The organism is Verrucomicrobiaceae bacterium (assembly GCA_016713035.1).
Taxonomy (GTDB): Bacteria; Verrucomicrobiota; Verrucomicrobiia; order Verrucomicrobiales; family Verrucomicrobiaceae; genus Prosthecobacter.
The window spans coordinates 378,020-401,058 of record JADJPW010000002.1 but is presented as its reverse complement, the minus strand read 5'-3'; the positions used below and the strand labels follow the sequence as shown (position 1 = coordinate 401,058).

General features: G+C 59.0%; 24 protein-coding genes. 15 read left to right on the top strand and 9 right to left on the bottom strand.

Annotated features, from left to right (window positions below; translation table 11 throughout):
- Entirely contained in the window at positions 1-1,482 is a 1,482-nt protein-coding gene (locus IPK32_08625; protein MBK8092033.1) for a sulfatase, read from the bottom strand.
- 119 nt (positions 1,483-1,601) lie between these two features.
- Complete coding sequence (locus IPK32_08620; protein MBK8092032.1) at positions 1,602-2,768, bottom strand: hypothetical protein; 1,167 nt, start codon at positions 2,766-2,768, stop codon at positions 1,602-1,604.
- Positions 2,769-2,926: 158 nt separating this feature from the next.
- Here IPK32_08620 and IPK32_08615 point away from each other — a divergent pair, with 158 nt between their 5' ends.
- Complete coding sequence (locus IPK32_08615) at positions 2,927-4,297, top strand: sulfatase-like hydrolase/transferase (GenBank protein ID MBK8092031.1); 1,371 nt, start codon at positions 2,927-2,929, stop codon at positions 4,295-4,297.
- Between the two features lie 88 nt (positions 4,298-4,385).
- Positions 4,386-5,837 (top strand): family 10 glycosylhydrolase, encoded by a 1,452-nt coding sequence (locus tag IPK32_08610; protein MBK8092030.1) that lies wholly within the window; start codon positions 4,386-4,388, stop codon positions 5,835-5,837.
- Between the two features lie 14 nt (positions 5,838-5,851).
- Here IPK32_08610 and IPK32_08605 read toward each other — a convergent pair whose 3' ends face one another.
- Both IPK32_08605 and IPK32_08600 read right to left on the bottom strand, forming a co-directional pair.
- Positions 5,852-6,958 (bottom strand): aminotransferase class V-fold PLP-dependent enzyme, encoded by a 1,107-nt coding sequence (locus IPK32_08605; GenBank protein MBK8092029.1) that lies wholly within the window; start codon positions 6,956-6,958, stop codon positions 5,852-5,854.
- 93 nt (positions 6,959-7,051) lie between these two features.
- On the bottom strand, positions 7,052-7,528 hold the full coding sequence (locus tag IPK32_08600; GenBank protein MBK8092028.1) for a MogA/MoaB family molybdenum cofactor biosynthesis protein: 477 nt from the start codon (positions 7,526-7,528) through the stop codon (positions 7,052-7,054).
- An 88-nt stretch (positions 7,529-7,616) separates the two neighbouring features.
- Between IPK32_08600 and IPK32_08595 the strand changes: the two genes are divergently transcribed.
- The 4 genes from IPK32_08595 to IPK32_08580 are packed head-to-tail and all read left to right on the top strand — an operon-like array spanning position 7,617 to position 10,232.
- A complete protein-coding gene (locus IPK32_08595) occupies positions 7,617-8,543 on the top strand; it encodes an ABC transporter ATP-binding protein (GenBank protein ID MBK8092027.1) in 927 nt (308 codons plus the stop codon).
- Positions 8,540-9,073, top strand: coding sequence for an ABC transporter permease (locus IPK32_08590; protein MBK8092026.1), 534 nt, complete (start codon positions 8,540-8,542; stop codon positions 9,071-9,073). The genes IPK32_08595 and IPK32_08590 overlap by 4 nt, the downstream gene beginning before the upstream one ends.
- A 59-nt stretch (positions 9,074-9,132) precedes the next feature.
- Positions 9,133-9,384: a hypothetical protein gene (locus tag IPK32_08585; protein ID MBK8092025.1), complete on the top strand. Its 252-nt coding sequence runs from the start codon at positions 9,133-9,135 to the stop codon at positions 9,382-9,384.
- On the top strand, positions 9,381-10,232 hold the full coding sequence (locus IPK32_08580; GenBank protein MBK8092024.1) for a pantoate--beta-alanine ligase: 852 nt from the start codon (positions 9,381-9,383) through the stop codon (positions 10,230-10,232). Before IPK32_08585 ends, IPK32_08580 begins: the two co-directional genes overlap by 4 nt.
- Before the next feature lie 20 nt (positions 10,233-10,252).
- On the opposite strand, the gene IPK32_08575 is transcribed toward IPK32_08580, so the two are convergent.
- Complete coding sequence (locus tag IPK32_08575) at positions 10,253-11,389, bottom strand: hypothetical protein (GenBank protein MBK8092023.1); 1,137 nt, start codon at positions 11,387-11,389, stop codon at positions 10,253-10,255.
- A 139-nt stretch (positions 11,390-11,528) separates the two neighbouring features.
- Between IPK32_08575 and IPK32_08570 the strand changes: the two genes are divergently transcribed.
- Positions 11,529-13,043 carry an alcohol dehydrogenase catalytic domain-containing protein gene (locus IPK32_08570; GenBank protein ID MBK8092022.1) on the top strand — a complete coding sequence of 505 codons (1,515 nt, stop codon included), beginning with the start codon at positions 11,529-11,531 and terminating at the stop codon, positions 13,041-13,043.
- A 9-nt stretch (positions 13,044-13,052) separates the two neighbouring features.
- Here the strand turns inward: IPK32_08570 and IPK32_08565 are convergent, their stop codons facing one another.
- The gene (locus tag IPK32_08565) at positions 13,053-13,655 is read right to left on the bottom strand and encodes an HNH endonuclease (protein ID MBK8092021.1); all 603 of its coding nucleotides are present in this window, start codon (positions 13,653-13,655) and stop codon (positions 13,053-13,055) included.
- A gap of 176 nt (positions 13,656-13,831) precedes the next feature.
- On the opposite strand from IPK32_08565, the gene IPK32_08560 reads away from it, so the two are divergent.
- The 5 genes from IPK32_08560 to IPK32_08540 all read left to right on the top strand — a co-directional run bounded on the left by IPK32_08560 (position 13,832) and on the right by IPK32_08540 (position 16,849).
- The gene (locus IPK32_08560; GenBank protein MBK8092020.1) at positions 13,832-14,833 is read left to right on the top strand and encodes an MBL fold metallo-hydrolase; all 1,002 of its coding nucleotides are present in this window, start codon (positions 13,832-13,834) and stop codon (positions 14,831-14,833) included.
- Positions 14,830-15,351 carry a dihydrofolate reductase gene (locus IPK32_08555; GenBank protein ID MBK8092019.1) on the top strand — a complete coding sequence of 174 codons (522 nt, stop codon included), beginning with the start codon at positions 14,830-14,832 and terminating at the stop codon, positions 15,349-15,351. Before IPK32_08560 ends, IPK32_08555 begins: the two co-directional genes overlap by 4 nt.
- Positions 15,352-15,413: 62 nt before the next feature.
- The gene (locus IPK32_08550) at positions 15,414-16,052 is read left to right on the top strand and encodes a DUF1361 domain-containing protein (protein MBK8092018.1); all 639 of its coding nucleotides are present in this window, start codon (positions 15,414-15,416) and stop codon (positions 16,050-16,052) included.
- A 1-nt stretch (position 16,053) separates the two neighbouring features.
- A complete protein-coding gene (locus IPK32_08545) occupies positions 16,054-16,470 on the top strand; it encodes a DUF393 domain-containing protein (protein MBK8092017.1) in 417 nt (138 codons plus the stop codon).
- A 22-nt stretch (positions 16,471-16,492) separates the two neighbouring features.
- A complete protein-coding gene (locus IPK32_08540; GenBank protein MBK8092016.1) occupies positions 16,493-16,849 on the top strand; it encodes a DUF167 domain-containing protein in 357 nt (118 codons plus the stop codon).
- Positions 16,850-16,861: 12 nt separating this feature from the next.
- On the opposite strand, the gene IPK32_08535 is transcribed toward IPK32_08540, so the two are convergent.
- Together IPK32_08535 and IPK32_08530 are read right to left on the bottom strand one after the other, a co-directional pair.
- The gene (locus IPK32_08535; protein ID MBK8092015.1) at positions 16,862-17,626 is read right to left on the bottom strand and encodes a DUF1553 domain-containing protein; all 765 of its coding nucleotides are present in this window, start codon (positions 17,624-17,626) and stop codon (positions 16,862-16,864) included.
- Positions 17,623-19,020 (bottom strand): DUF1549 domain-containing protein, encoded by a 1,398-nt coding sequence (locus IPK32_08530; GenBank protein MBK8092014.1) that lies wholly within the window; start codon positions 19,018-19,020, stop codon positions 17,623-17,625. Before IPK32_08530 ends, IPK32_08535 begins: the two co-directional genes overlap by 4 nt.
- A gap of 308 nt (positions 19,021-19,328) precedes the next feature.
- On the opposite strand from IPK32_08530, the gene IPK32_08525 reads away from it, so the two are divergent.
- From IPK32_08525 to IPK32_08515, 3 genes are all read left to right on the top strand, one after another.
- Positions 19,329-19,721, top strand: a complete 393-nt coding sequence (locus IPK32_08525) for a hypothetical protein (protein ID MBK8092013.1) — start codon at positions 19,329-19,331, stop codon at positions 19,719-19,721.
- Positions 19,722-19,854: 133 nt separating this feature from the next.
- Positions 19,855-20,550, top strand: coding sequence for a serine/threonine protein phosphatase (locus tag IPK32_08520; GenBank protein ID MBK8092012.1), 696 nt, complete (start codon positions 19,855-19,857; stop codon positions 20,548-20,550).
- A gap of 28 nt (positions 20,551-20,578) precedes the next feature.
- Entirely contained in the window at positions 20,579-22,177 is a 1,599-nt protein-coding gene (locus IPK32_08515; protein MBK8092011.1) for a hypothetical protein, read from the top strand.
- 57 nt (positions 22,178-22,234) lie between these two features.
- On the opposite strand, the gene IPK32_08510 is transcribed toward IPK32_08515, so the two are convergent.
- Entirely contained in the window at positions 22,235-23,023 is a 789-nt protein-coding gene (locus tag IPK32_08510; GenBank protein MBK8092010.1) for a hypothetical protein, read from the bottom strand.
- Between the last annotated feature and the right edge of the window lie 16 nt (positions 23,024-23,039).

Genomic DNA, 23,039 nt, shown 5'->3' with positions numbered 1-23,039 from the left:
CTATTTTTTCTTCTTTGCCCGCTGCCCAGGATTACCTGCGGCACGGCCATCCGGCTTCGTGGCATCAAAGGCGGGATTGATCGTCGGCATGAGCGCTCCCACATCCTTTTGCCATGCTCGGAGCTCCGTGAGCATCGCTTTGACCCGCGCGGGCTCCTTCTCAGCCAGATTGCTCGTTTCACTCAGATCCGTGCGGAGATTAAAGAGCTCGTAGCGATCCATTTCAAACCAGTGGATGAGCTTCCAATCCCCACGGCGAATAGCCGCCCCAGGAGCCCCACCTTGGTTGCCATAATGCGGATAATGCCAAAAGAGCGAGCGCTCCGGCACCTCACCCTTCCCCTCCAAAAGCGGGCGCAAGCTGACGCCATCGATCTTCGCATGGACAGGCGCACCCGCGACATCCGCGAGCGTGGCAAAATAGTCCGGACTACACACCGGCGTATCGATCGTCCTACCAGCCTGCAGCACCGCAGGCCAGCGGATGACCAGCGGCTCACGAATACCTCCTTCGTAAAGCCAGCCCTTCCCTGCCCGCAGAGGTAGATTCGATGTGGGAGAGCCCTCGCTAGTGCTCAGACCACCATTGTCGGAAGTGAAAATGACCAGCGTGTTCTCCGTGAGTCCCAGCTCGTCGAGTTTTGCCAAAATTTTGCCCACCGCGAGATCCATGGCCTCCAGCATCGCAGCATAAGTCACATGCTCCTGGACGAGTCGCACGTCACGAGGCTCCTCGCGTCCGAACTTTGGCTCCAAACCGAGTTTTTGACGTTTCGCGGCATATTTGGCCTCCAAATCCTTGCGGGCATTCAGCGGCGTATGCACATCGTAGAACGAATAGCAGGCAAAAAAGGGCCGCGACTTGTTCGCCTCGATGAATTTACACGTCTCCGTCGCCAATCGATCCGGCAGATGCTCACCCGCAGGCCCATCCGGCAGCCGGGGATTGGCGTAGGGCGTAAAATACTTTCCAGGGCCATAAGGTCCCCCGCGATCGACGCCTCCCATATTGATGTCATAACCCTGATCCTCTGGCCAAAAGCCCTCTGGGCCGAGATGCCACTTCCCCGCGAAAAAAGTAGCATAACCAGCGCCCTTCATCATTTCGCCCATCGTCACCTCTTCATGCGCCAGGCGATCCGAATAGGGAGCAGGCAAAAGAAGGGTATTTCGCTTCCAAAGCTCCGGCCTGAGCGCCGCACCGATATAGTCCGTGACTCCCGTGCGCTGCGGCCAGCGACCCGTCTGCACCGCCGCACGCGTGGGGGAGCACACCGGACAAGCCGCGTAGCCCTGCGTAAAGCGAGCACCTTCGCGGGCGATCCGATCGAGATTCGGCGTCTCGTAAAAAGTGCTGCCATAACATCCCAGATCCCGCTGCCCCAAGTCATCCGCGAGGAGGAAAACCACATTGGGCCTCTGCGCATGTACGACAGACAACAAAAAACCAAAAGCGTAGAGAAAACACAAGAAGCGAATCATGGCATCACACAACGCTAGCTACGTGCACCAGCTTGCTCAAAGAAACGACACACCACCGCAGGAAAACTTCAGTTCACATCCTGGCTGGCTAATGCCGCTCTCTCTCAGTCTCTGATTCTTTACATGAGTGACTCGACATCACCATGCCTCAAATCTCGTAGCGAGTACAAGTCTTCGGCAGTTCTCCCGAGACATCGAGCCCCATCCCTACGATTGGGGCCGAACCATTGGCGATTTCTCGAAAAGTAGTCATTAACGAACTCTTTCGACCCGAGAACCGTTCCATCCGTGAAGTGCCGCACCCTCGTGCGCACCAACTCACCCAGCGATAGCCGCCCTTTCTTCGCCAAAACCTCCTCCGCCTTCTCTCCACTCACTCCGCGCCGAGCCACAGCCTTCCCCTCCGCCGTTTTCACCTCCAGCCCCACCGAAAACAACATCTGCCGATACCCTTCCCGCGCTCCGCTCTTCACCCAATCCTTCTCCCCCATATTTCGCCCCGTCACTCGGCAAATCCCCCGCTGACATTCCTTGTTCCCTCCCAGCGCCTCCGCATACCCACACCAACGGTAATCCTTCGGATCCACGACCATCCCTGCTCGCACCGCATTCAGATCAATATACGCCGCCATTGCCAATAGCGGGTTCCCTTTCCCCTCCACCAGCACACTGCGGAACCGATCCATCCACAACGTGCCCTTGCGCTTGTGCCGCTTGTTGTACCACTTCGTGAACCGCGTCTTCAGCTCCTGCATGAACACCGGCAGATTGCAAAACCGCCTCTTCAGCAACTCCAAGCGCCACCGCACCAACCCCTCTGCCCCACGCTTCCTCAGTTCCTCAAACTCTTCCCGAAGCCCCTCCACGAACGCCTTGCTATAAAGCACCCGCAGATGCCGAAAGAGCTTCGCTTCGCCCTCTGCGTCGCTGAGTCCTCCAAACTGCTCTTCGAGCCACCGCTTCTGATCCGGCACCTCCAGCAACAGGTGAAAATGGTTCCCCATCACGCAATAAGTCAGCACCCGCAGCCCACAGAACTCCGCCAGTCGCCAAATCACCCTGCGCAGCGCCTCCTTCTCCACATCATCCCAAAACACCGCCCCGCCACAGGTGCGGGACATGACGTGGAAGCAATTCGTCTGCGCCTGAAAACCGCGAATCCGCCTGGAGCCACGCCCCGAGCGCAAATACGGCCCTGTTTTGGCATTCACGCCGATGAGCTGCTTTTCCCGATCCTCTACGGGTGGGAACGCTGCTGCAGAAAAGGATGGGCGAACTGGATTCATGCGGCAGCAAGAGGTAATCGATAGATGGTCCATCCTGGAAAGAAAACCCAACACTGCAATAACTATCTTGCAGATACTTTATACATATCTATCAGCACCGTCACGATGTTTAATATCATCGGAAGGCCAAACCGCCTCTCACGACACGTTTACTTAGTATGCAGCGCTTTTTTGCTCTTCTTTTACTCGCGATTTCATGGGCCACTGCGGCTCCCAATGTGCTGCTGGTCGTTTCGGATGATCAGCGTCCTGATTCGATCCATGCATTGGGGCACGGACAAGTTGCCACTCCTGTGCTGGACCGACTGGTGGCGCGGGGCACGGCGTTTTCGCGGGCGTATGCAGGTTATCCCATCTGCCATGTCAGCCGGGCACAGATCCTCACGGGCACCCACGCATTCACTGCTCTGCCAAAATATCCCACAGGCGGTATTGATCCTAATTTGGCGACTTTGGCTGGGACACTGCAAAGGGCTGGCTACTTCACCTGCTACAGCGGCAAGTGGCACAATGATGGGCATCCTTTGCAGCGTGGCTATTCTCTGACGAGTGGACTTTTCTCCAGTGGCGGGGCCAAGGGGGTAGAGCAGCCTGCTATGGATGATCGTGGCCGGCCACTGACGGGGTATCGGGGCTGGACCTTCAAGGACTCTGAGAATCGAGCGGAGTTGGACAAAGGAGTGGGTTTACTGCCGGATAACAGCCGCATCATCGCTGACGGAGCGATCCGGGCTATTGAATCGGCTCCAAAGGACAAACCATGGTTCGTGCATGTGAATTTCGCCTTCCCGCATGATCCTCTTCAGTGGCCTAAGGGACTGGAAAATCGCTATTTGGCAGAAAAAATGGTCCTGCCGCCGAATTTTGCCCCGCTGCATCCTTTTGATCATGGGAATTTACTGGGCCGTGATGAGTTGCTGCTGCCTTCGCCTCGAACGGAATACGCGGTGCGTGAGGAGCTAGCGCTGTATTACGCGATGGTGACGGATGTCGATTCGCAGCTAGGGCGCATTCTGGCCGCTCTGCCTTCACAGGAGGAGACGGTGATTATTTTCACGAGTGATCAAGGCCTGGCGCTTGGTAGTCACGGCCTGCTGGGAAAACAAAACTGCTACGAGCACAGCATCCGCAGTCCACTGATCGTCTGCGGTCCTGGATTGCCCCGTAATGAGCGTTGTGCCGCGCTGGTGGAGCTAAGAGACCTTTTTCCGACGCTTTGCGATCTGGCGGGGGTGGCGGTTCCAGCGACGGTGACGGGGAAGAGCCTCTTGCCGCTTTTGCGGCATGAAACTGATCGCGTGCGTGTTTTTGCCACGGGTGTGTTCACGGACACTCAGCGCATGATCTGCGATGAGCGGTGGAAATTCATCCTGTATCCCAAAGTGGGCCGCGAGCAGCTTTTTGACCTGCAAGCTGACCCGTATGAGCTGAGAGATCTGAGCGCAGTTGTTAGCCATGCGGACACGTTGGCTCGCTTGCGAGCCGAGTTGAGGTCATGGCGTGTGCAAAGCGGTGATCCGTTGCGGTGATGGGCTTGTTAGCATTTCATGTGCGCTGGTGTTTGAAGATCCCTGTAGGGGCGCTATGACGTATGGGATGATTCTTCGTGTGTTTTTGATGGTACTCGCTCTCACAGCGGGCGGGAGGCTGCGTGCGCAGTCCACTGTGCCGCCACCTGCGCGGGAGTTGCGCGGTTCTTGGATCGCTACGGTGCGGAATATCAATTGGCCCTCTGAGCCCGGTCTGCCTGTGGAGCGGCAGCAGCAGCAGCTCCTCACGCTGATCGAGTCTGCGGCGCGGCTGCGGCTCAATGCGCTCATTTTTCAAGTCCGCCCCGCTGGTGATGCGATGTATGCATCCACGTTAGAGCCGTGGTCGCCTTTTTTGACCGGAGCGATGGGCCGTGCTCCTTCCCCAGCATGGGATCCTCTGGAGTTCGCCGTGAAAGAGGCCCATAAGCGGGGCATGGAGCTGCATGCGTGGTTTAATCCCTTCCGCTCTCTGGCGGGTGAAAAGCATGCGCCCAGCTCTGGCCACATGCGCCGTAAGAATCCCGAGTGGACGATGAAATACGGCATCGACTGGTGGATGGACCCTGGTGTGCCTGAGGTGCGAGCTCAAGCCATTGCGGTGATGCTGGATGTGACGCGGCGATATGACGTGGATGGCATCCACATCGATGATTATTTTTATCCTTATCCTATTACGGATGCCGCGAAGCAGAAGATCGAGTTCCCGGATGATGCAAGCTATGGCCGATACAAGGCGGCTGGTGGACCGCTGGATCGCCCTGCCTGGAGGCGACAAAATGTCGATGAGACGGTGCGCATGATTTATGAAGGCATCAAGATAGCGAAGCGCTGGGTGAAGTTCGGTATCAGCCCCTTTGGTCTTTGGAGGCCTGGCTACCCAGAGGGCACGGGCGGAGGGCTCGATCCCTTTGAGGAAATGGGGGCAGACTCTCGTAAGTGGCTGCAATCGGGCTGGGTGGATTATTTCACGCCGCAGCTTTATTGGACCATCGACCGTCCGAAGCTGGGGTTCACCACTTATTACGACTGGTGGCTCCAGCAAAACACGCTGGGCCGTCACATCTGGCCTGGTATGAATACCTCCAACGTGGGCAATGATCGAGTCGCTGGCGAGATCCTGCGCCAGATGAGTGTGCTGCGAGAGCGCGGCTTAAAGATGACACCTGGGCACTTTCACTGGAACTTCGGGGCTCTGCATAAAGACGTGGGCAAAGTGGCGACTTACACGGTCAGCCGTGCGTACACGACGCACGCCTTGCCGCCGGCGAGTCCGTGGCTGAGTCAGACGCCGCTACCTGCTCCTATTTTGGCCAAGGCTGCTGGCAATCGCGTCACTTGGCGGCATGCGGATGAGCGCTGGCAGTCTCACACACGCTGGTGGGTGATGCAGGCGCTAGTGCATGGCAAGTGGGTGACTCATGCTTCATTTTTCCATGATCAACTGAGTGCCGAGTGGCCTGCGGGTGCTGACGCTATCGCGATCCGCGCTGGTGGACTGGGCTGGGAAACGGGGGATGCAGGTGTGCTACTTAAGTGACTCGGTTCTGGTGATCAGCTCTTGAGCAGATCGAGCAGTTTTTCCACATCCTCGGCGGTATTGTATCCATGTACGGCGATGCGGATGCGCCCGACTTGGTGCATGACGTGGATGTTCGCGGAGAGCAGCGCATCGTGGATCTCCTGCGTATTGGCGTGGGTGAAGGCGACGATGCCACTCGGGTTCTCCGGCTGCTCGGGGGCGAGTGTGCGGATGCCGAGGTGGCGTAATCCAGCATGCACGCGGGCGATGAGCGGATCGGCGTGTGCTGCGATGCGAGCGACGCCGAATTGATCCAAGTAACGCAGGGAAGCATTTAGCGCATAGAGTGCGGCAAAGCTGGGCATGCCGACGGAGAAGCTCAGAGCTCCTGATTTGATGCGGGCGGATTCAAAGCGGTCTGGATCAAAGGCATTGGCGATGTGATACCATCCACCCGCTTTGGTGGTGAGTCGTGCAGCAGCTTTTTTGGGGATGCCGACGATGCCGCCGCCGTGGATGCCGAGCGTCCACTTGTGCGTGCTGGAGATGAGGATGTCTGCATCACTGCAATCGAGCACGACACGCCCGAGAGCCTGCGTGACATCGACCGAGAGCACGGCCTGCGGTGCGAGGCGACGCACCAGATCGCGCAGCGGAGCGAATGCGATGCGGTGCCCATTGTAAAAGCTCACTAGACTGACTTGGACCAAAGCAGTGCGTTCATTGAGCAGTGGCGCGAGGTCATCGAGGCTCAAAGCTCCCTCACGGTGCCGCCAGAGCCGTGTGAGGGGTTTTTCCGCCGCTGTGAGCCACGGGGTGGCCCCTGCGGGGAAGTCCAGATCGGTGATGACGACTTCATCCTGCGCCCGGAGCTGGAGTGCGGAGGCGAGCAGATTATACGCCTCCGAGCTGCATGAGCAGAAGGAGACCTCATCCGTGCTGAGACCGAGGTGCTTCGCAGCGATCTCACGGCAGGCCTCGACACGTGGAAAGTGAAAATCACGCCCGCGCATGCCAAGGGACTTGTGGGCCATGTACTCGGCCACTGCGTCATTCACGCACTGCGGCGGGATGCTCTCCGCAGCGGTATTGAGATAATGGAGACCACGGAGGGAGGGGAAATCAGTGAGTGGGAGCATGTGGAGAGGCGGGGAATGGAAAGAGGAATGCCGCTGACGAAGCGATTCTTTCTCCACGAGCGAGATGGGCCGATTATCTCGTTTTTTTCATTCTCAGCAGCTCGTAGGCACTTTTTGCGCCAGCTTCACCGCATGCGGCAATGCACCCAGCACGAAGCCGAGGCAATCCACCGCGCCCTGCGGCTTGCCCGGCAGCGCTAGGACGAGACTACGGTCCACAATGGCAGCGAGGCAGCGGCTGAGGATGGCATTGGGCGTGTGTTCGAGTGATTTCATACGCATCAGCTCGCCAAAGCCGGGAATCTCCACCCGCATGATGCCGCGCACCGCCTCAGGCGTGACATCCCTCTCGGCGATGCCTGTGCCACCCGTCGTCAGGATGAGTCCACAGCCCTGGGCTGAAAAGGAGCGGATAGCATCCTGGATGCGCAGCAGATCATCTGGCACGATCGCTTCTGCGAGCACGGTCCAGCCGTATTCCAGAGCTGCTTTGCGCAATGCGGGGCCTCCCAGGTCGTCGTAAACGCCTTCGGAGGCACGGTCAGAGATAGTGATGATACCGGTGGTCATAAGTTTGAGGTTCCTTGTTCTTGGCAGAAAATCAGGGAGACATCAAACTCCGCACCTTTGAAAATAGGGAACCGGGAACCGCCACTTGATGCGCCGCTCCGGCGAGCCTAAATGGGTCACGATGGCGATCCTAGAAGTCAAACATCTCACCAAACGCTGGCCCACCGGGCGAGTGGCGCTGGATGATGTCAGCTTCGAGGTGAAGGAGGGCGAGATATTAGGCCTACTGGGGCACAATGGAGCCGGAAAGAGCACCATCATGGGCATCACCCTCGGTATGGTACGGCCAGATACGGGTGAGGTACGCATCGGTGGCCGCAGCGTGCAGCGTGATCGTGCCGGTGCGCTCCAGCAGATCGGCGCGATCTACGGGGCAGCCTGTTTTTACGATTACCTCAGTGGTTGGCAAAATCTGCGGGCTCTATGCTCACTCTCCGGCTGGTGGGACGAAAAAGAAGTCCACCGCGTGGTCGAAATGGTGCGGCTGACAAAAGCCATCGGCCAAAAAGCCGCCACCTACAGCCACGGCATGCGCCAGCGGCTCGCTCTGGCACAGGCCTTACTACCGCGTCCGCGCATGCTGCTGCTGGACGAGCCCACCGACGGGCTCGACCCCGAAGGCATCCGTGAATTCCGCGAGCTGATCCTACACCTCCGCCAGCATCACGGCATGACAATCATGCTCAACTCCCACCTCCTCGGTGAAGTAGAGCAAATGTGTGACCGCTGCGTCATCATCAAAGACGGGCGAAAGGTCTTCGAAGGCGTGATTCCATCTCAGGAAAAAACGCGGCGCATGTTCCAACTCCACACAGATGATATCGGCATCGCTCGTGAAGTGATGGCACGCGTGGGTGCCCAAATGGATAAGCAAGGCATCGTCGAAGTGCCGCTGGAGATGGAGCCGCACCAGCTCGCCGCAGCTCTAGTGAATGGCGGAGTGCCCATCCACTCCTGGCAGCCCCACCGCCGCACCCTTGAGGAACTCTACATGGGACTATCTGGTAAATCATGATGCTCTTTCTCCAACAATGGCGCGGCGAGCTCCTGAAGCTCTTTGCACGCAGGCGGACCTTTCTCGGCTTCGGAGTGTTTGTCGTCCTAGAGCTCCTATGCCTATGGCTCATCAAAGTGAAGGGCCTCGGGCCGGTGCAGCGGGCCATCGTCGGCTCGGGCGAGAATATGGACCACTACTTCTCCGCACTCACCGTAGCTTTCCTCGTCGTGATCATGTCCTTCCTGCTCCTGGGAGCCCTTTTCCTCACACTGGTGGCCGGGGACATCGTATCGAAGGAGTCGGAGGATGGACACCTTCGCCTATTGCTCGCACGGCCCGTGAGCCGCTTCCGGCTGCTGTTGCTGAAATACCTCACCTCCATCAGCTACGCAGTGTTCTTGATCCAGTTTCTCGCCTGGACAGCCTTCGTCCTGGGCCTGTTGCTAAGAGGATGGGGCGGCGGATTCTGTGTGTGGATACAGGACATGTCCCTGGTATCTTTTTCGAGTGGGATGAGGGTCTGCGCCACTACGCACTCGGCACACTAGGCATGGGCCTGAGCATGACGGTGATCACCAGCATCGCCTTTTTTTTATCCTGCTTCCGCATGAAGCCTGCAGCAGCCACCATCGGCGCACTCTCTTACATGTTGGTGGACTTCATTCTACGAAACAGCGGCTTCATGGAAAGCTACCAGCACCTCCTCATCACACGCCACATGACCGTCTGGACCCGGCTCATGGCCGAAACCATCGAATGGCCGCTCGTCTGGCGCGGCTTCGCCATCCTCGCCGCGATAAATCTTACTTTGTTCACGCTGGGGTATGCCGTATTTGAATCGAGAGACCTCAAATCATGAATGTCATCAACAACATCCGCCAACTACGCTCATGGACCTCTGTGAATCGGGGCACCCGCTGCGTCTTTGTGCCCACGATGGGGGCACTACATGAAGGCCACGCCACCCTCATCCGCACCGCACGAGAAATCGCAGGCCCCGGTGGCAATGTGGTCGTGAGCAGCTTCGTCAATCCGCTCCAGTTTGGCCCGAACGAAGACTTCACCAGCTATCCACGCACCCTGATCGAAGACCTCACCATCTGTCGCGACAATGGAGCAGATGCCATCTTCTCCCCGAAAGTGGAAGACATCTACCCAGAGGGCCGCAGCATCCAACTCACCGAGACCAGTCTCTCAAAAGTCCTCTGCGGAGCCAGCCGCCCAGGTCATTTCGACGGCGTCTGCACCGTCGTGGCAAAGCTCTTCAACCTCGTCCAACCAGACGATGCCGTTTTCGGCAAAAAAGACTACCAGCAGCTCGCCATCATCCGCAGACTCGTGCGTGATCTCGACTTCAACATCGTCATCCACGGCGTGGAGACCATCCGCGAGTCCGACGGACTAGCCATGAGCAGCCGAAATCGCTACTTAAGCGCCGAAGAACGTCAACAGGCCCCCGTTCTGCGTGCCGCGCTCCAGCAAGCCCGTAATGCCTACCTCAAAGGCGGTGAAAATGACCCCAAAAAGCTCAAACAGCTCATTTTAGACGAAATCAGCTCCAAAGCCCCGCTCGGACAAGTGGACTATGTCGAAGTGGTGGACGCCACCACGCTGCAAGAGCCTTCCGAGAGCACCGAAATGGCCCTCATCGCCCTCGCGATCCGATTTGGCTCCGCACGGCTCATCGATAACATCGAGCTGAAATAAGGGCAACGCCCTCCCAGATATTACTTCAAATCCCGAAGAGCGTGTAACTCACCATCGACGGCTCGAATACTCCGCGCTCCGCTTTTCCGCGAAGTGCCAAACAAGCCTCGATTCGCCTCGAAAAACGCATTCACAAAATCCCGCGAGCCAATCACCGCCCCCGCTGTGAAATGCCGCACCTGCGAGCGCACCAACTCGCCCAGCGAGAGCTTCCCACCTGCTTTCAAAACCTCCTCGGCCTTCTCCACGCTCACCCCACGCCGAGCTATCGCCCCTCCATCCGCCGTTTTCACCTCCCGCCCGGTCGTAAACAAGATTCGTCGATACCCCTCCCGCGCTCCGCTCTTCACCCAGTCCGTTTCATTGGCATCTCGCCCCGTCACGCGGCAAATCCCTCTCTGGCACTCTTTGTTCCCTCCCAGCGCCTCCGCATACCCACACCACCGGTAATCCTTCGGATCACTCACCAGCCCACCTCGCACAGGATTGAGATCAATATACGCCGCCATCGCCAGCAGCGGATCACCTTTTCCTTCCACCAGCACACTACGGAACCGATCCATCCAGAGCGTCCCTTTCCGCTTGTGGCGTTTGTTGTACCACCGCGAAAAACGCTGCTTCACCTCACGCATATATACCGCCACATCGCAAAATCGCTTTTTGAGCAGCCCCAGCCGATGCTGCACCACCGCCTCAGAGCCCCGCTTCCGCAACTCGGCAAAATCCTCCTGCAACTGCTCCACGAACACCTTGCTATAGAGGACCCGCAGATGCCGCATCAGTTTTTGCTCGCCCTGCGGTCCACCAAACTGCTCCTCTACCCACCTCTTCTGGTCCGGCACCTCCACCAGCGCATGAAAGTGGTTCCCCATCACGCAGTAGGTCAGCAAGCGTACTCCACAGAACTCCGCTAGCCGCCACAGCACCCTGCGTAGCGCCTCCTTCTCCACATCATCCCAAAACACCGCCCCGCCGCAAGTGCGTGACATGACATGAAAGGCATTCGTCTGTGACTGAAACCCCTTCACCCTGCGCAGGGATTTACCGGCATCAGGCATGAGATATGGGCCAGTTTTGGCATTTACCCCGACGAGCTGCTCTTCGAGAGGCAGTTTTCTGAGCAGATCAACAGGCGGAAGCGCAGCGGTGGAGTTCATGTGCAACGAAGGGTGGACAATGCAGCCTGTAGGCCACAAAAAGGAGAATGCAATAACTTTGTGCCATGCTCAAAGTTACATATCGTGTGTCATTGCTTGCAAACTGACGTGGTTATCGGGTAGTTGTTGCATGATGCCTATGCATGAATCCACCGCCGCTGAGGCTGCGAGCCGCTTGTGTGCTGCTTGCGGCATGTGCTGTGATGGGACTTTGTTCCAAATCGTGCGGATGCAGCCTTCGGATAGACCGGGACGGCTCATGGAGCTGGGGGCGCGGATTCGGCGGAAAAATGGGGAGAGCTTTATGGAGCAGCCCTGCGCGGCACTGCGGCAAGGTGGGTGCTCGATCTATTCGGAGCGGCCCGTGCGATGCAGGGCCTTTCGCTGTGAGCAACTCCGCCGGTTGGAGCTCCATGCACGAACAGAGGCGGAATGCCTGAGTAGTATCCGCTCCGCTCGGGCTCTGGTGGAGCGAGTAAAGGGGCTACTGGAAGAGTGTGGGCAGCGTGATGATGGGAGTGCTCTCGTGGAGCAGTATGAGCGTGCTATTGCTACCCGTCCAAGTCCGCATCTGGAGCCTGAAATGACGAAAAATCGTCAATTGCTCGATGTAGCGATGCATGATCTTAAAAGTATGCTGAATCACGATTTCCATCCACGCATGTCACACCGCGCACTGGCTCTGGTGGCGCCGCGCCGCTTCGAGTGGGTGCCCGCGACGCCTACGGGCTCTCCAGGTGCTGGTGAGGTACTGGTGCGTGTGCGTGCCATTGGCATCTGCGGCACGGATTTCAGCGGCTTTCTCGGAAAGATGCCGTTTATCGAATACCCACGCATTTTAGGGCACGAGTTGGGCGTGGAGGTGCTGGCGACGGGTGAAGGGGTGACTGGGGTGAAGTCTGGTGATCGCTGCGCTGTTGAGCCTTATCTGAACTGTGGCAGTTGCCAGGCTTGTAAACGTGGAAATACGAACTGCTGTGAGACGCTTGCGGTGTTAGGTGTGCATACGGATGGGGGCATGCGTGAGGAGTTGCTGCTTCCGGCTGCGAAGCTCCATGTAGGCAATGCACTTGCTTTTGAGCAATTGGCGCTGGTGGAGACGCTGGCAATCGGTTGCCATGCTGTGAATCGCGCCTCGGTGATGGTTGATGATGAGGTGTTGATCATCGGAGCGGGGCCGATTGGGCTTACGGTGGTGGAGTTTGCGCGTGCGGCGGGTGCTCGTATCACGGTTTTGGAGTCCAATGCACGTCGCCGTGCCTTTGTGGAGACGCACTATGCTGGTGTGCGGGCTACGGGGGCTCTGGCTGCGAATTACAGGGCGCGGGTGATTTTCGATGCGACGGGGAATGCGGCGTCGATGAGTGCGACGCTGGGTTATGCGGAGTTCACTGGGCGTATCGTGTTTGTCGGTATCACGAAGGAGTCTGTGGTGCTGGATGATCCGCTTTTTCATCGCCGGGAGCTGACGCTGCTGGCTAGCAGGAATGCGCAAAGCGCGGATTTTCCACGGATTTTGGGGATGATCCAGCGCGGCGAGATTGATACGCGTCCATGGATCAGTCACCGCTGCGATTTCGCAGATTTGCCGCAGCACATGGAGTCCTGGCTGGACCCTGCTGCGGGGGTGATCAAAGCGGTAACGGTGGTGTGATGAGCGGGCTCAGGAGGCTGCGGCATTCACATGCTGCAGGAATAGATCCCAATCGCGAACGCGGTGGGTGTTTTTGATCAGATGCGTCACGGGTAGCTCTGGTGGTGTCGTGGGTCGGCGCAGGAGCTTCAGACCGGCTTCGTCGGGTAGCTTGTTGCCTTTTCGGCTGTTGATCTTCCGGTCGGCGAGGACGCAGTTTTCCCAGTTGGTGCCGCCTCCGCGTGAGATGGGGACGATGTGGTCGATATTGCCCTCATGAGGCCGGAGTTTTCGTCCAGTGTATTGGCAGATGCCGCCATCTCGCTCCCAGATGGCTTTGGCGCAGAATTTGGGGCGCCGACGCGGCACTTTGTCATAGCGGGCGAGCACGAGCACGCTGGGGATGCGCACGCCGCCGCTGACAGTACCGATGGCATTGTCCTCTGGTCGTACGGGCAGATGCACCCACTCCTCCCAGGTCACGGGCCGCATGTCTCCTCCGGGATGGATGTCGAGGGCGGTGGCGTTTCCTGCGGCGATCATGCCGAAGGCCTCGATGGGCGTTTTCACGTCGATGGCTTGCCAATGCCGGTTCAAAACCAGCACGCTACTTTTGTTCAACACTTCATTCATGCTCTTGGCTCCAGGGTTGGAATTACGGCACGGAGAAAGCCTGTGTCACAGACGTTTCCCAGCGTTGGACGGCCATGCTGGCGAGAGTTCGCGTTTTGCCAAGAACTTCCTCCTTGTTTAAAAACGACGCTCTGACTAGACTCCGCACCGCACGGCTCCGTTATACCCACCGGATCATGTCTGATCTCCACGCCCACACGCCTGACAGCGTCATCACCTTGCGGCCGAAACGCCGCTCCTCCTTGCTCGGTAGAGTCGAGGGAGATGGGCAAAACCAAATCGGCCTGCGCCCCGTCGAGGGCTGGCAGAAGCGGAACATGGATTATCTCAATAAGGTCCTTTTGCCGGTGCTTCTGGCACCGCGCCGCCCTGGGCATGATTTTGGGACGCTTCCAGAAGTCGCCGTGGATGAGATGGCCGTGACTTGGCTGGGGCATGCGGGCTTCCTGGTGCAAATCGGTGGCATGAATATCCTCATCGACCCGATCTGGGCTCTGTGGCTGGGGCCGATCAAGCGTGTGCGCCATCCGAGTGTCTGGGCACATGATCTGCCGCGAATCGATCTCGTGCTGATCACGCATGCGCACCATGACCATTTACATGTCCCCTCACTGCGCAAAGTGGCTGCGGCTCAGCCCGTGATTGTGCCGGAGGGAGTAGGCGGGCTGCTGAAGAACTGTGGATTTGGCCGCATCGTCGAGCTGCGCCCCTGGCAGAGTGCCACCTTTGCCGAGCTGCGCATCACGCTCACGCCGGCACGGCACTGGGGAGCACGGATGCTCCATGACACGCATCGCGGATTCGGTGGTTATCTCATCCAGGGGCCTGGGCACACGGTGTATCATTGTGGAGATAGTTCCATGTTTGATGGTTTTGCGGAGATCGGTCGCAGGGCCAGCATTGATGTCGCACTGATGCCTATCGGCGCCTATGAGCCACCCAGTGGACGACCGGTTCACATGAGTCCAGAGGAGGCTCTGGATGCCTTTCTGATGACTGGTGCACGTCACATGGTGCCGATGCATTTTGATACTTACCCTCTCAGTGGCGAGCCACTGCACGAGCCTGCGGAGCGGCTCATCACTGCTGTGGCGCAGCGTGGGCTGGAGGGGCGAGTCACTGTGCTGAATGAAGGAGAAAGCGCCATCTTTCCTCCGCCGACTGGCAGCCCGACGTGAACACGCTCACTCCACACACCAGCCCACGGCTCACGCTCATCGCCGCTGTGTCGGAGGATGGCTTCATCTCGCGTGAAAAGGGTGTGCCATGGGATCTACCGCGTGATCGCCTTCATTTTCGTGCCATCACGGCGGGCCGTTGGCTGCTCCTCGGCCGACGCACGTATGATGAGATGCGGGGCTGGTTCCGCGATCACACGCCGCTGGTGCTCACGCATGACTCGGGCCTCATCGTGCCGAATGGGCATGCCGTCCGTGATGTCGCGGAGGCTCTCGCTTTGGCCCAAAGCAGCGCAGTGGGCGAAATCTTCGTCTGTGGCGGCTCCGCAGCCTATGCAGCAGCCATGCCGTATGCCCAGCGGCTACTCATCACGGAGGTCCAGACCACGCTGGGCAGTGGAGTCTCTTTCCCCGCCATCTCGCCGGATGAATGGATCTGCACCAGCAGCCAGCGGCAGGATGCGGATGCGGAAAATGCGCACAGCATGCGATTCACCGAGTATCAGCGCAGGAAATGAGGTCTGTGTGAAATGGGTGTGAAGCATTTGCTGCATGCGCTGGCTGGCATGAAGCTGCCCCCATGTCCCCGCGCATCTTTCTGCTGAAAATCGCCGCCATCTTGTTCTGTGCCGCGCTGTACTTTACCCGCGTCCTTCTCAGTGGGGGCACGTACTTCAGTTTCATGCTGTGGAATCTGTTTCTGGCGGCGCTGCCGCTGGGTTTCGCACTACTGCTGCCACGCAGCCGTGTTTACTCGCGGGCGCTGCCGCTGCTGGCGCTATGGCTGCTTTTCTTTCCGAATGCACCCTATGTGCTCACGGATTTGATCCACCTGCGGCCCCGTGTTGGTGTGCCAGTGTGGTTTGACCTCACGATGCTGCTTTCCTTTTCCTTCACGGCACTGTGGCTGGGCTTTGAGTCCCTGCGCCTAGTGCAGACCTGGGTAGCGCGGCATTTCAGCCATCGCACAGCTTGGGCAGGGGTGGTGCTGGTCATGCCTCTGACGGGATTTGGCATCTATTTGGGCCGCTTTTTGCGCTGGAATAGCTGGGACATCCTCACACGGCCACTCGCACTTATGCGCAGCATCGCCGCACCGCTCATGCAGCCTACGGCATATGCGGAGGTATGGCTTTTCACCCTCATCACCGCCGCGCTGCTCACGCTGGCGTATCTCGTGTGGATTTTTGCCGCTCCCTCGGCGAAGGAAGTGGACTGAAATGAACTGCTACGACGCCGCGCACGATCACCTGCTGCTCTTTGACGGCATTTGCCATCTCTGCGACGGCGGTGTGCAGACCCTCGTCAAGATCGACAAGCACGCACGCATCCGATTTGCGCCGATCCAGAGTGAGCTAGGAACCCGCCTCTATCGTGAGCACGGGCTCGATCCGCAGGCACCGCACACCATGCTCTTCATCACACCCCACGGCGCATTCCGTGCGAGTGATGCCGGGATCGAGATCGCGCGGGCACTGGGCGGCTGGTGGAGCCTCGCGGTGATCTTCAAAGCACTCCCCCGTAGCCTGCGGGATGCGCTGTATTACTTCATCGCTCGCCATCGCTACCAGTGGTTCGGCAAGCACCAGAGCTGCATGCTCCCCACCCCAGAGCTGCGCCAGCGCATGCTTTCCTAAATCTCCCCCGCCCCAGCCTCTCATGTCAGACTCCGCCCAGCTCACCGTCCGCGTCACGCCCAATGCCCGTGCATCCGCCTTCGCAGGCTGGACTGCGGATGAAAAAGGCCGTCCCGTGCTCCTCATCAAACTCGCCGCTCCACCCGTCGATGGAAAGGCGAACACGGAGCTCATTCGCTTCCTCGCCGAAGAGCTCGACTGCTCGAAAAGCCAACAACGCCCCGGCTTTTATCTCATCTGTCTGCTCATGCTGGCGATGCTGGTGCTGACTCTCTATCTAGCCTGGAAGCTCCCGATGGCAGAGGAATTGGCGCGGATGCGTAGCCCTGAGGTCCCAGGAGCCTCAACTCCACGCCCACAGGCGACACCACTCCCCTAGTCATCACCACGCTCACTCGATAAAGATGAATCGCTGTGTGCTGAGGGCAGCGAGGGTGATGTCTTCCCAGAGGTTTTTGTTGGAGGCGTAGCTTTCGATGGTTTGCAGCATGTGGGCTTTTTCCTTCGCCGTGGGGAGACGTGAGTAGAGGCTGAGGAAGAGAGTATTGACCTTCTCCTCGTTGTTGGTGGCCTTACGTAGGTTCAGGCTAAAGGTGGACCAGCCGCTGGTGATCTGGCCGAGAAGTGCGCCATTCATGATGGTGAGCGCTTGTGGCACGGAGGCCTCGTCGGAGGCGTTTTCGATCACATCACGGTCACTTTGGCCGAATTCGCGCAGGAAATGGCCGCGTGGGGCTGGGGAGGGCAATTCCGCTGCACGGCTCCATGTCTGATGCAGCGTCTTCTGATAGGTTTCGTAGCTTTTGATGCTCTTTGGGTCTTTGAGGCCGAGGAGGGCTTCGCTGGCTTTGATGCGGCTGATGAGCTTGTCATTGAGCGGGGCGGCTTTGGCATCGACGCGGGCATTTTCCATCATGTTCATCATCGCCATCTCCATGGGGCCATCTCCGGCGCTGGCGGCGAGCTGGGCCTGGATTTCTTTGTTGTTGGATTTCTTCGCAGCCTCGTAGAAGCACTTGGAGACAGTTTCCCGCAGGATGCGCTGGCTTTCCCCCAGGCGGCGCTGGATTTCGCGGGCCTTTTCCTTGTCGTCTTTGGCACGGGCGACATCGAGCTCTTTGCGCAGAGCATCGAATTCCTTGTTTTGCGACTTCATGGCTGCGGCGACTTGGCAGCATCAAAGAGGAGTGTGTCCTCGGTTTTATCGAGCATGGCGGTGAGGTCGCGGCGGTTCGCGAGGTCGCGGCGCTCACGCTCACGGGCGGACCAGTTGGGCTGCTCAGGATCGGGACTGACTAGGGCGACCATGGAGTCCCAGACCTGCTCGGCGGTCATGCGGCGGAAGACGGGGCCCTGGAAGTAATAGGGCACGCCAGGAGCGACCTCCTTCTCACTCGCCCGGGCAAAGGCCTGGGTATTGAGCAGTATGCGCAAATAGGCCTTCATGTCGTAATGTAGGGCGACCATTTGTTTTTCGAGAAAACGCATGAGCTCGGGGTTCGCAGCGACAGAGGTGTCCATCATCTCATCGACCTGCTCGTAGATGCCAGCTCCAAAGACGCGTTTCCACAGACGGTTGGCGATGATGGTGGTGAAGCGCGGATTTTCTGTCGATGTGAGCCATTTGCCGAATTCGCCGACGGTGTTGGATTCTTTGGTCAGGGAGATGGGCTTGCCAAACATGACAGAGGCAGGGACGACCTCCTTCGGCTTTGCGTCGGGGTATTTGTAATCATGTGGGAGGCGGATGGGGCTCTTGTTTTGCACCACCAGCGTGTCACGCAGCGGGCGGAAGACCTCTTGGAGCGCCTGCCGCATGAGATCCTGGGTTTCTTTATCGAGCGATTTGTCCGCACGGATGAGCTTGTTGACGCTGTCGTTGCCTTTGGACCGGTAGCTGCCAGCGGTCATGTTGTGCGTGAAGGCGGCCATCTCGAAGAACTGCTTCTGGGTCCATTTATCGAAAGGATGGTCGTGGCACTGGGCACACTCCATGCGGGTGCCAAGGAAGATGCGCGTGGTGTTCGATAAATTATCGAGCGGCATGCCGCGGTCACGCATGTAGTAGCCGATCGCACCGGTGTCAAAACAGGTGCCCTCGCTGGAGACGAGCTCACGGGCGAGCTGGTCCCAGGGCTTGTTTTCGCGCAGGGCTTGGCGGAGGTAATTGACGTAGTTTTCAGAGGTGGTATTCCCCGCGCCACCCTGGGTCTGCGCACGGAGCACATCGGCCCAGTAATTGAAAAAGTGCTGCACATAGCCCTCGGAGGCGAGCAGTGAATCGATGAGCTTGGCTCGCTTGTCCTTGGCGATGCTGGCGTGAAAGGCCTGCGCCTCATCCAGAGTGGGGATGCGGCCCACGACAGTCAAAAACGTGCGGCGCAAGAAGGTAGCATCATCCACGAGCGGATTGGGCGTGATTCGGTGCTTCTGCCAGCTTTGTGCGAGCAGGGTGTCGATCTGTTTCGAGGCAGCGGAAGTGTCAGCGGCTTGGGTGCTGTTGATGAGGCAGACAGCGGCGACGAGCGAGAGATGCAGCGTGGCTTTCATGGGGGCAAAAACGCGCCGCCTTCGAAAAAGGTGTCAATACAGGGCCAAGAAGCCAATCTTGGCACAATGGATGCCAAGGGAGGTCTTGCAGCCTCAGTCAGAAAAAAGCCAAGCCCTCCACAATTTTCTGCGTGACGAACAAAACACCAATCCGCTAAAAGCAGAAATGGAAATCAACCCCTACGCCGCCCCGCAGTCTGAAGTGCTCCAAATCGACACTGAGGATGAGGTCATCCGCAGGAAGCATATCGAAACCGAGGCCGCGCTGAAGTCGGTGGGCTTTTTGTATTATTTTGGGGCCTTTTTTCATGATCTTTGCAGACGTCATGGGCCTCAGGGGCATACTGTTGCAGGGCATGGAAGGTGCCTCGCCTGTGGTGGTGGGTGCCATTCTCCTACTCCTCGGGGTCGGTCAGGGTATCGCAGCTTACGGCATTCGTCGTTTAAAGAGCTGGTCACGCATCCCGACGGCCATTTTCGCGACGATCGGCCTGCTCGGCTTCCCCATAGGTACACTGATCAGTATTTACGTCCTGGTGAAGCTATCTAGCGCCCAAGGGAAATTCGTGATGACCCCAGATTATCACCGCATCATGGCCGCCACGCCGCATGTGAAGCGGAAAAGCGGCATCTTGAAGCTGTTCGTGATCGTACTGCTGATCATCATTGTCATCGGCATCGTGATGGCGATGCTCGCGTAGAGAGGGGTAGGAGGCTGGATTCCAGGGGAGAGCGTGGTTACGCATCCCCTGCACTCTCTGGTTGCCATTCCAGCAGGGGCCGCCATTTTCGCCGCCGTTTTCCTGCTCCCGCAGCCCCTTTTATCTCCCACTCATGCGCACCCTCGTCATCGGCGACATCCACGGCTGCTCCACAGCGCTGGACAGGCTTTTGCAGGAGCTGGCACCGCAGCGTGAGGACACACTCGTCACCCTGGGTGATTACGTGGACCGTGGCCCAGACTCCAAAGGCGTGATCCAGCGGCTCATCGCGCTCGATTCCCGCACACAGCTCGTGCCCCTCATCGGCAATCATGAGCTACTCATGCTCGACTCTCGCAGCGGCATCTTCGACTACAGAAACTGGTACATGGTCGGCGGGGCGAATACCCTGGCCAGCTACACCGATGTGACCGGGCCAGAGTGGAGCGCCGTGCCCGATGCACACTGGCATTTCCTGGAAAAGCGCTGCCAACGCTACTTTGAGACAGAGACACATCTCTTCACCCACGCCACCATCGAGAGTGCCTACCCGCTGGCGGATCAAAAGGACACCTGGCTCTTCTGGCGGCGCTTTGATGAGGCCCACGCTCATTTTTCTGGCAAAACGCTCATCTGTGGTCACACCGCACAAAAGAGCGGACTGCCCGCGATGAAGCCTGGGTGCATCTGCATCGACACCTGGGCCTTTGGCGAGGGCTGGCTCACTGGCATGGATGTGGCACGCGAGGAGTTCATCCAGGCAAATCAGCGCGGCGAGCTGCGGAAGCTATCTTTTGAAGACGTCGCAGAGATGCGGCGCAAGCTCTGAGCTCCCTCCCCCCCTCACCACCACCATCATGCAGCGCCCGCCTTTGCCCCTACTCATCGCGGCGCTCGCTTTTTTTTGGTGCATCGGCGTCTTCATCCTGCTGCCACGGATGGAGGACAAGCTGCTGCACGCGGCCCAAAGCACCCTGGAGGCACAAAAAACGCTCCAAGGCCGACTCAGCCGCGTGGAGCTGCATTTTGATAGCCAAACGGCCATACCCACGGGCAAAGTGCGCAGCGCCACGGATGCCCGTATTCTCCTAGATACTCTACAGAATGAAGTGCGTGCTCCCACGCTCTTTGGAGCCGTCACGCAGCTCAATCCAGTAGCCTCCGTCCGCAGTGAGGTGGAGATCGCTCCATTCCCAGCAGGCTGGCTGCTACTCGCGGTGCAGGGAGACAGAGCACAGCTCCGTGGCATCGCCGCGACGGAGTACGAGGCCCGCGACATCACTCGCAGCCTCGCAGATGCATGGAGCGAGTCTGGCATGCGGCTAGAGAGCTCCCTCCAGCATGACTCCGCCGCGCATGATGAGGCCGCTGGCATTCAGTCCACGCTCACCAGCCTACCGATCCGTGCTCCAGACACGAGCCGCGTGGAGCTGCATCTCGCCCGCATCGGAGCTGGCTGGGAAAAACTGCCACTCCATGAGACAGAGCCCTTTCTGCGCAGCCGAGCCAGCGCCGCAGGCATCAGCGATGCAGAGTGGACGGGTCTGGCTGCGCCGCTCATCGAGCAGATGCAGCGCATGCATGCTGCGGCCACTCAGCGTGAGGCAGAGCGTGTGGCGCGTGAAAAACTACCCCCCGCGCACCTCTTCATCGCCGTGCGAGGCCAGGACATCCTCCTCCGTGGTGAAATCAGCCACGCAGACGAAAAGCGCCGCCTCCTCACCGAGGCACTGGCCGCATTCCCCACTCATCGTGTGCATGATGCACTGCGTGTCGATGCGCAGCGCTGGGAGCGCACAGGCCTACCACCTCTCACCGCCGCTTTGCTGCCAGAAAAGGGTGCCAAAGCAGAGGGGAAGGCCTTTCACCTCTGCTTCGGTGGTGCAGCATGGACCGCGCTGGACTGGCGTGGCTCGCGTGCTGATCCCTCTTGGAAAAAGGAGGCACTGCCTGCCGGATTCGATGCCGGCACACTCCGCGCGGACAACGCAGCACTCATCGACTGGCTACAAGGCGGCAGCGATCCCGCAGTGCCAGCGTCCTCGCCACCAAAGCCCGCCTTCATCGTGCTCGCGCTACTCGATGGAAAGGCGCTTCTCGCTGGCCGTGTCGCAGAGCCAGCACTCCACGCCCAGCTCCTCCAGGCCCTGCGCGAGGCCTATGGCACACACCACCATCTACAAACCGACGCCTTCCTCATCAGTCCACAATGCGAGGCCAGCGCCGACATCCTACCCACCACTCGCAGCCTCCCAGCGCATGATGCAGGCGTGCCGCGGCTCGCTGTGGCGCGGCCAGGTGGCCCCTGGCAGCTACTACCGCTCAGCGCAGCTCTGTTAGAGCCCGGCGGCATCAGTCGCTCCGGTTTGTTGCCTCCGCCCCTCTCGGCCAACGAAATCGAATCCGCCGCCGCAGATGCCCTGGAGCAGCTCCGTGCCGTCTTGAACCGGAAATGATCAATGCGTGGCACTCGCCACGTTCATGCCTGTGGGTGTTTGCGTGAGTTTCTCCATTCACTTCACCGGCTGCGCGGGGCGCACGCTCTCGCCCGCAGTTGGCTCAGGTGCCTCCACTGCCATGGCGGGCTTCGCATCGGTGACTGCACCTTCACAATCGACGAGCAGTACCAAATCTTCACGTTTCTCTCCGAAGGAAATACGGCGCACCAGCACCCGCACCACGTATGCCTGCCCCCAGGTGGTCGAGCGATCCATAAAGCGGCCCAGTGGCGTATTTTTCGGTACACAGGCCTCCAGCGGCTCACTGCCATCCGCCAGAGTTTGTAGCTGATAGCAATGGTAGTTCTCCCGCTCGGCGACAGGTAGCTCGAAGCCATGATTCGGACGCAGCAGCCCCGTGCTCCACACGGGCTCATCCGGCTGCTCTTTCAGGGATTTGAGAGTCCGCTTCTCCAGCGACTCCTGGAACAACGGCCAATCAATGCGCGGCTTCCCATCGGCCCCAGGCAGCAGGCGCACAAAGACGCCGCTGTTCGTCGCTGTAGTCACCCGGTAGAACACGGTGATCTCCGCATCAGGGATGCGCACCGCGAGTCCACGCAGTGGCATCAGAGCCTTGAGGATCGGGCGCACCGCATTCTGCGGACCGAACATGGCCTCGATCTGCTCGGCATACTTTGCTCCCTCATGCACACAAGCCTGCCGCGCCTCAGGCGTCTTGGCATTAAAAAGCTCTGGAATGAGGTAACGGAACTCTGCCCCGAGAGCCACGGTATCCGGCGGTGATGTCCGCAGTTTTTCCAGGGCGATCTCTGGAATGGTCGTGGGCGGCTTTCTAGGCACCTCGGGCAGTGGCTCT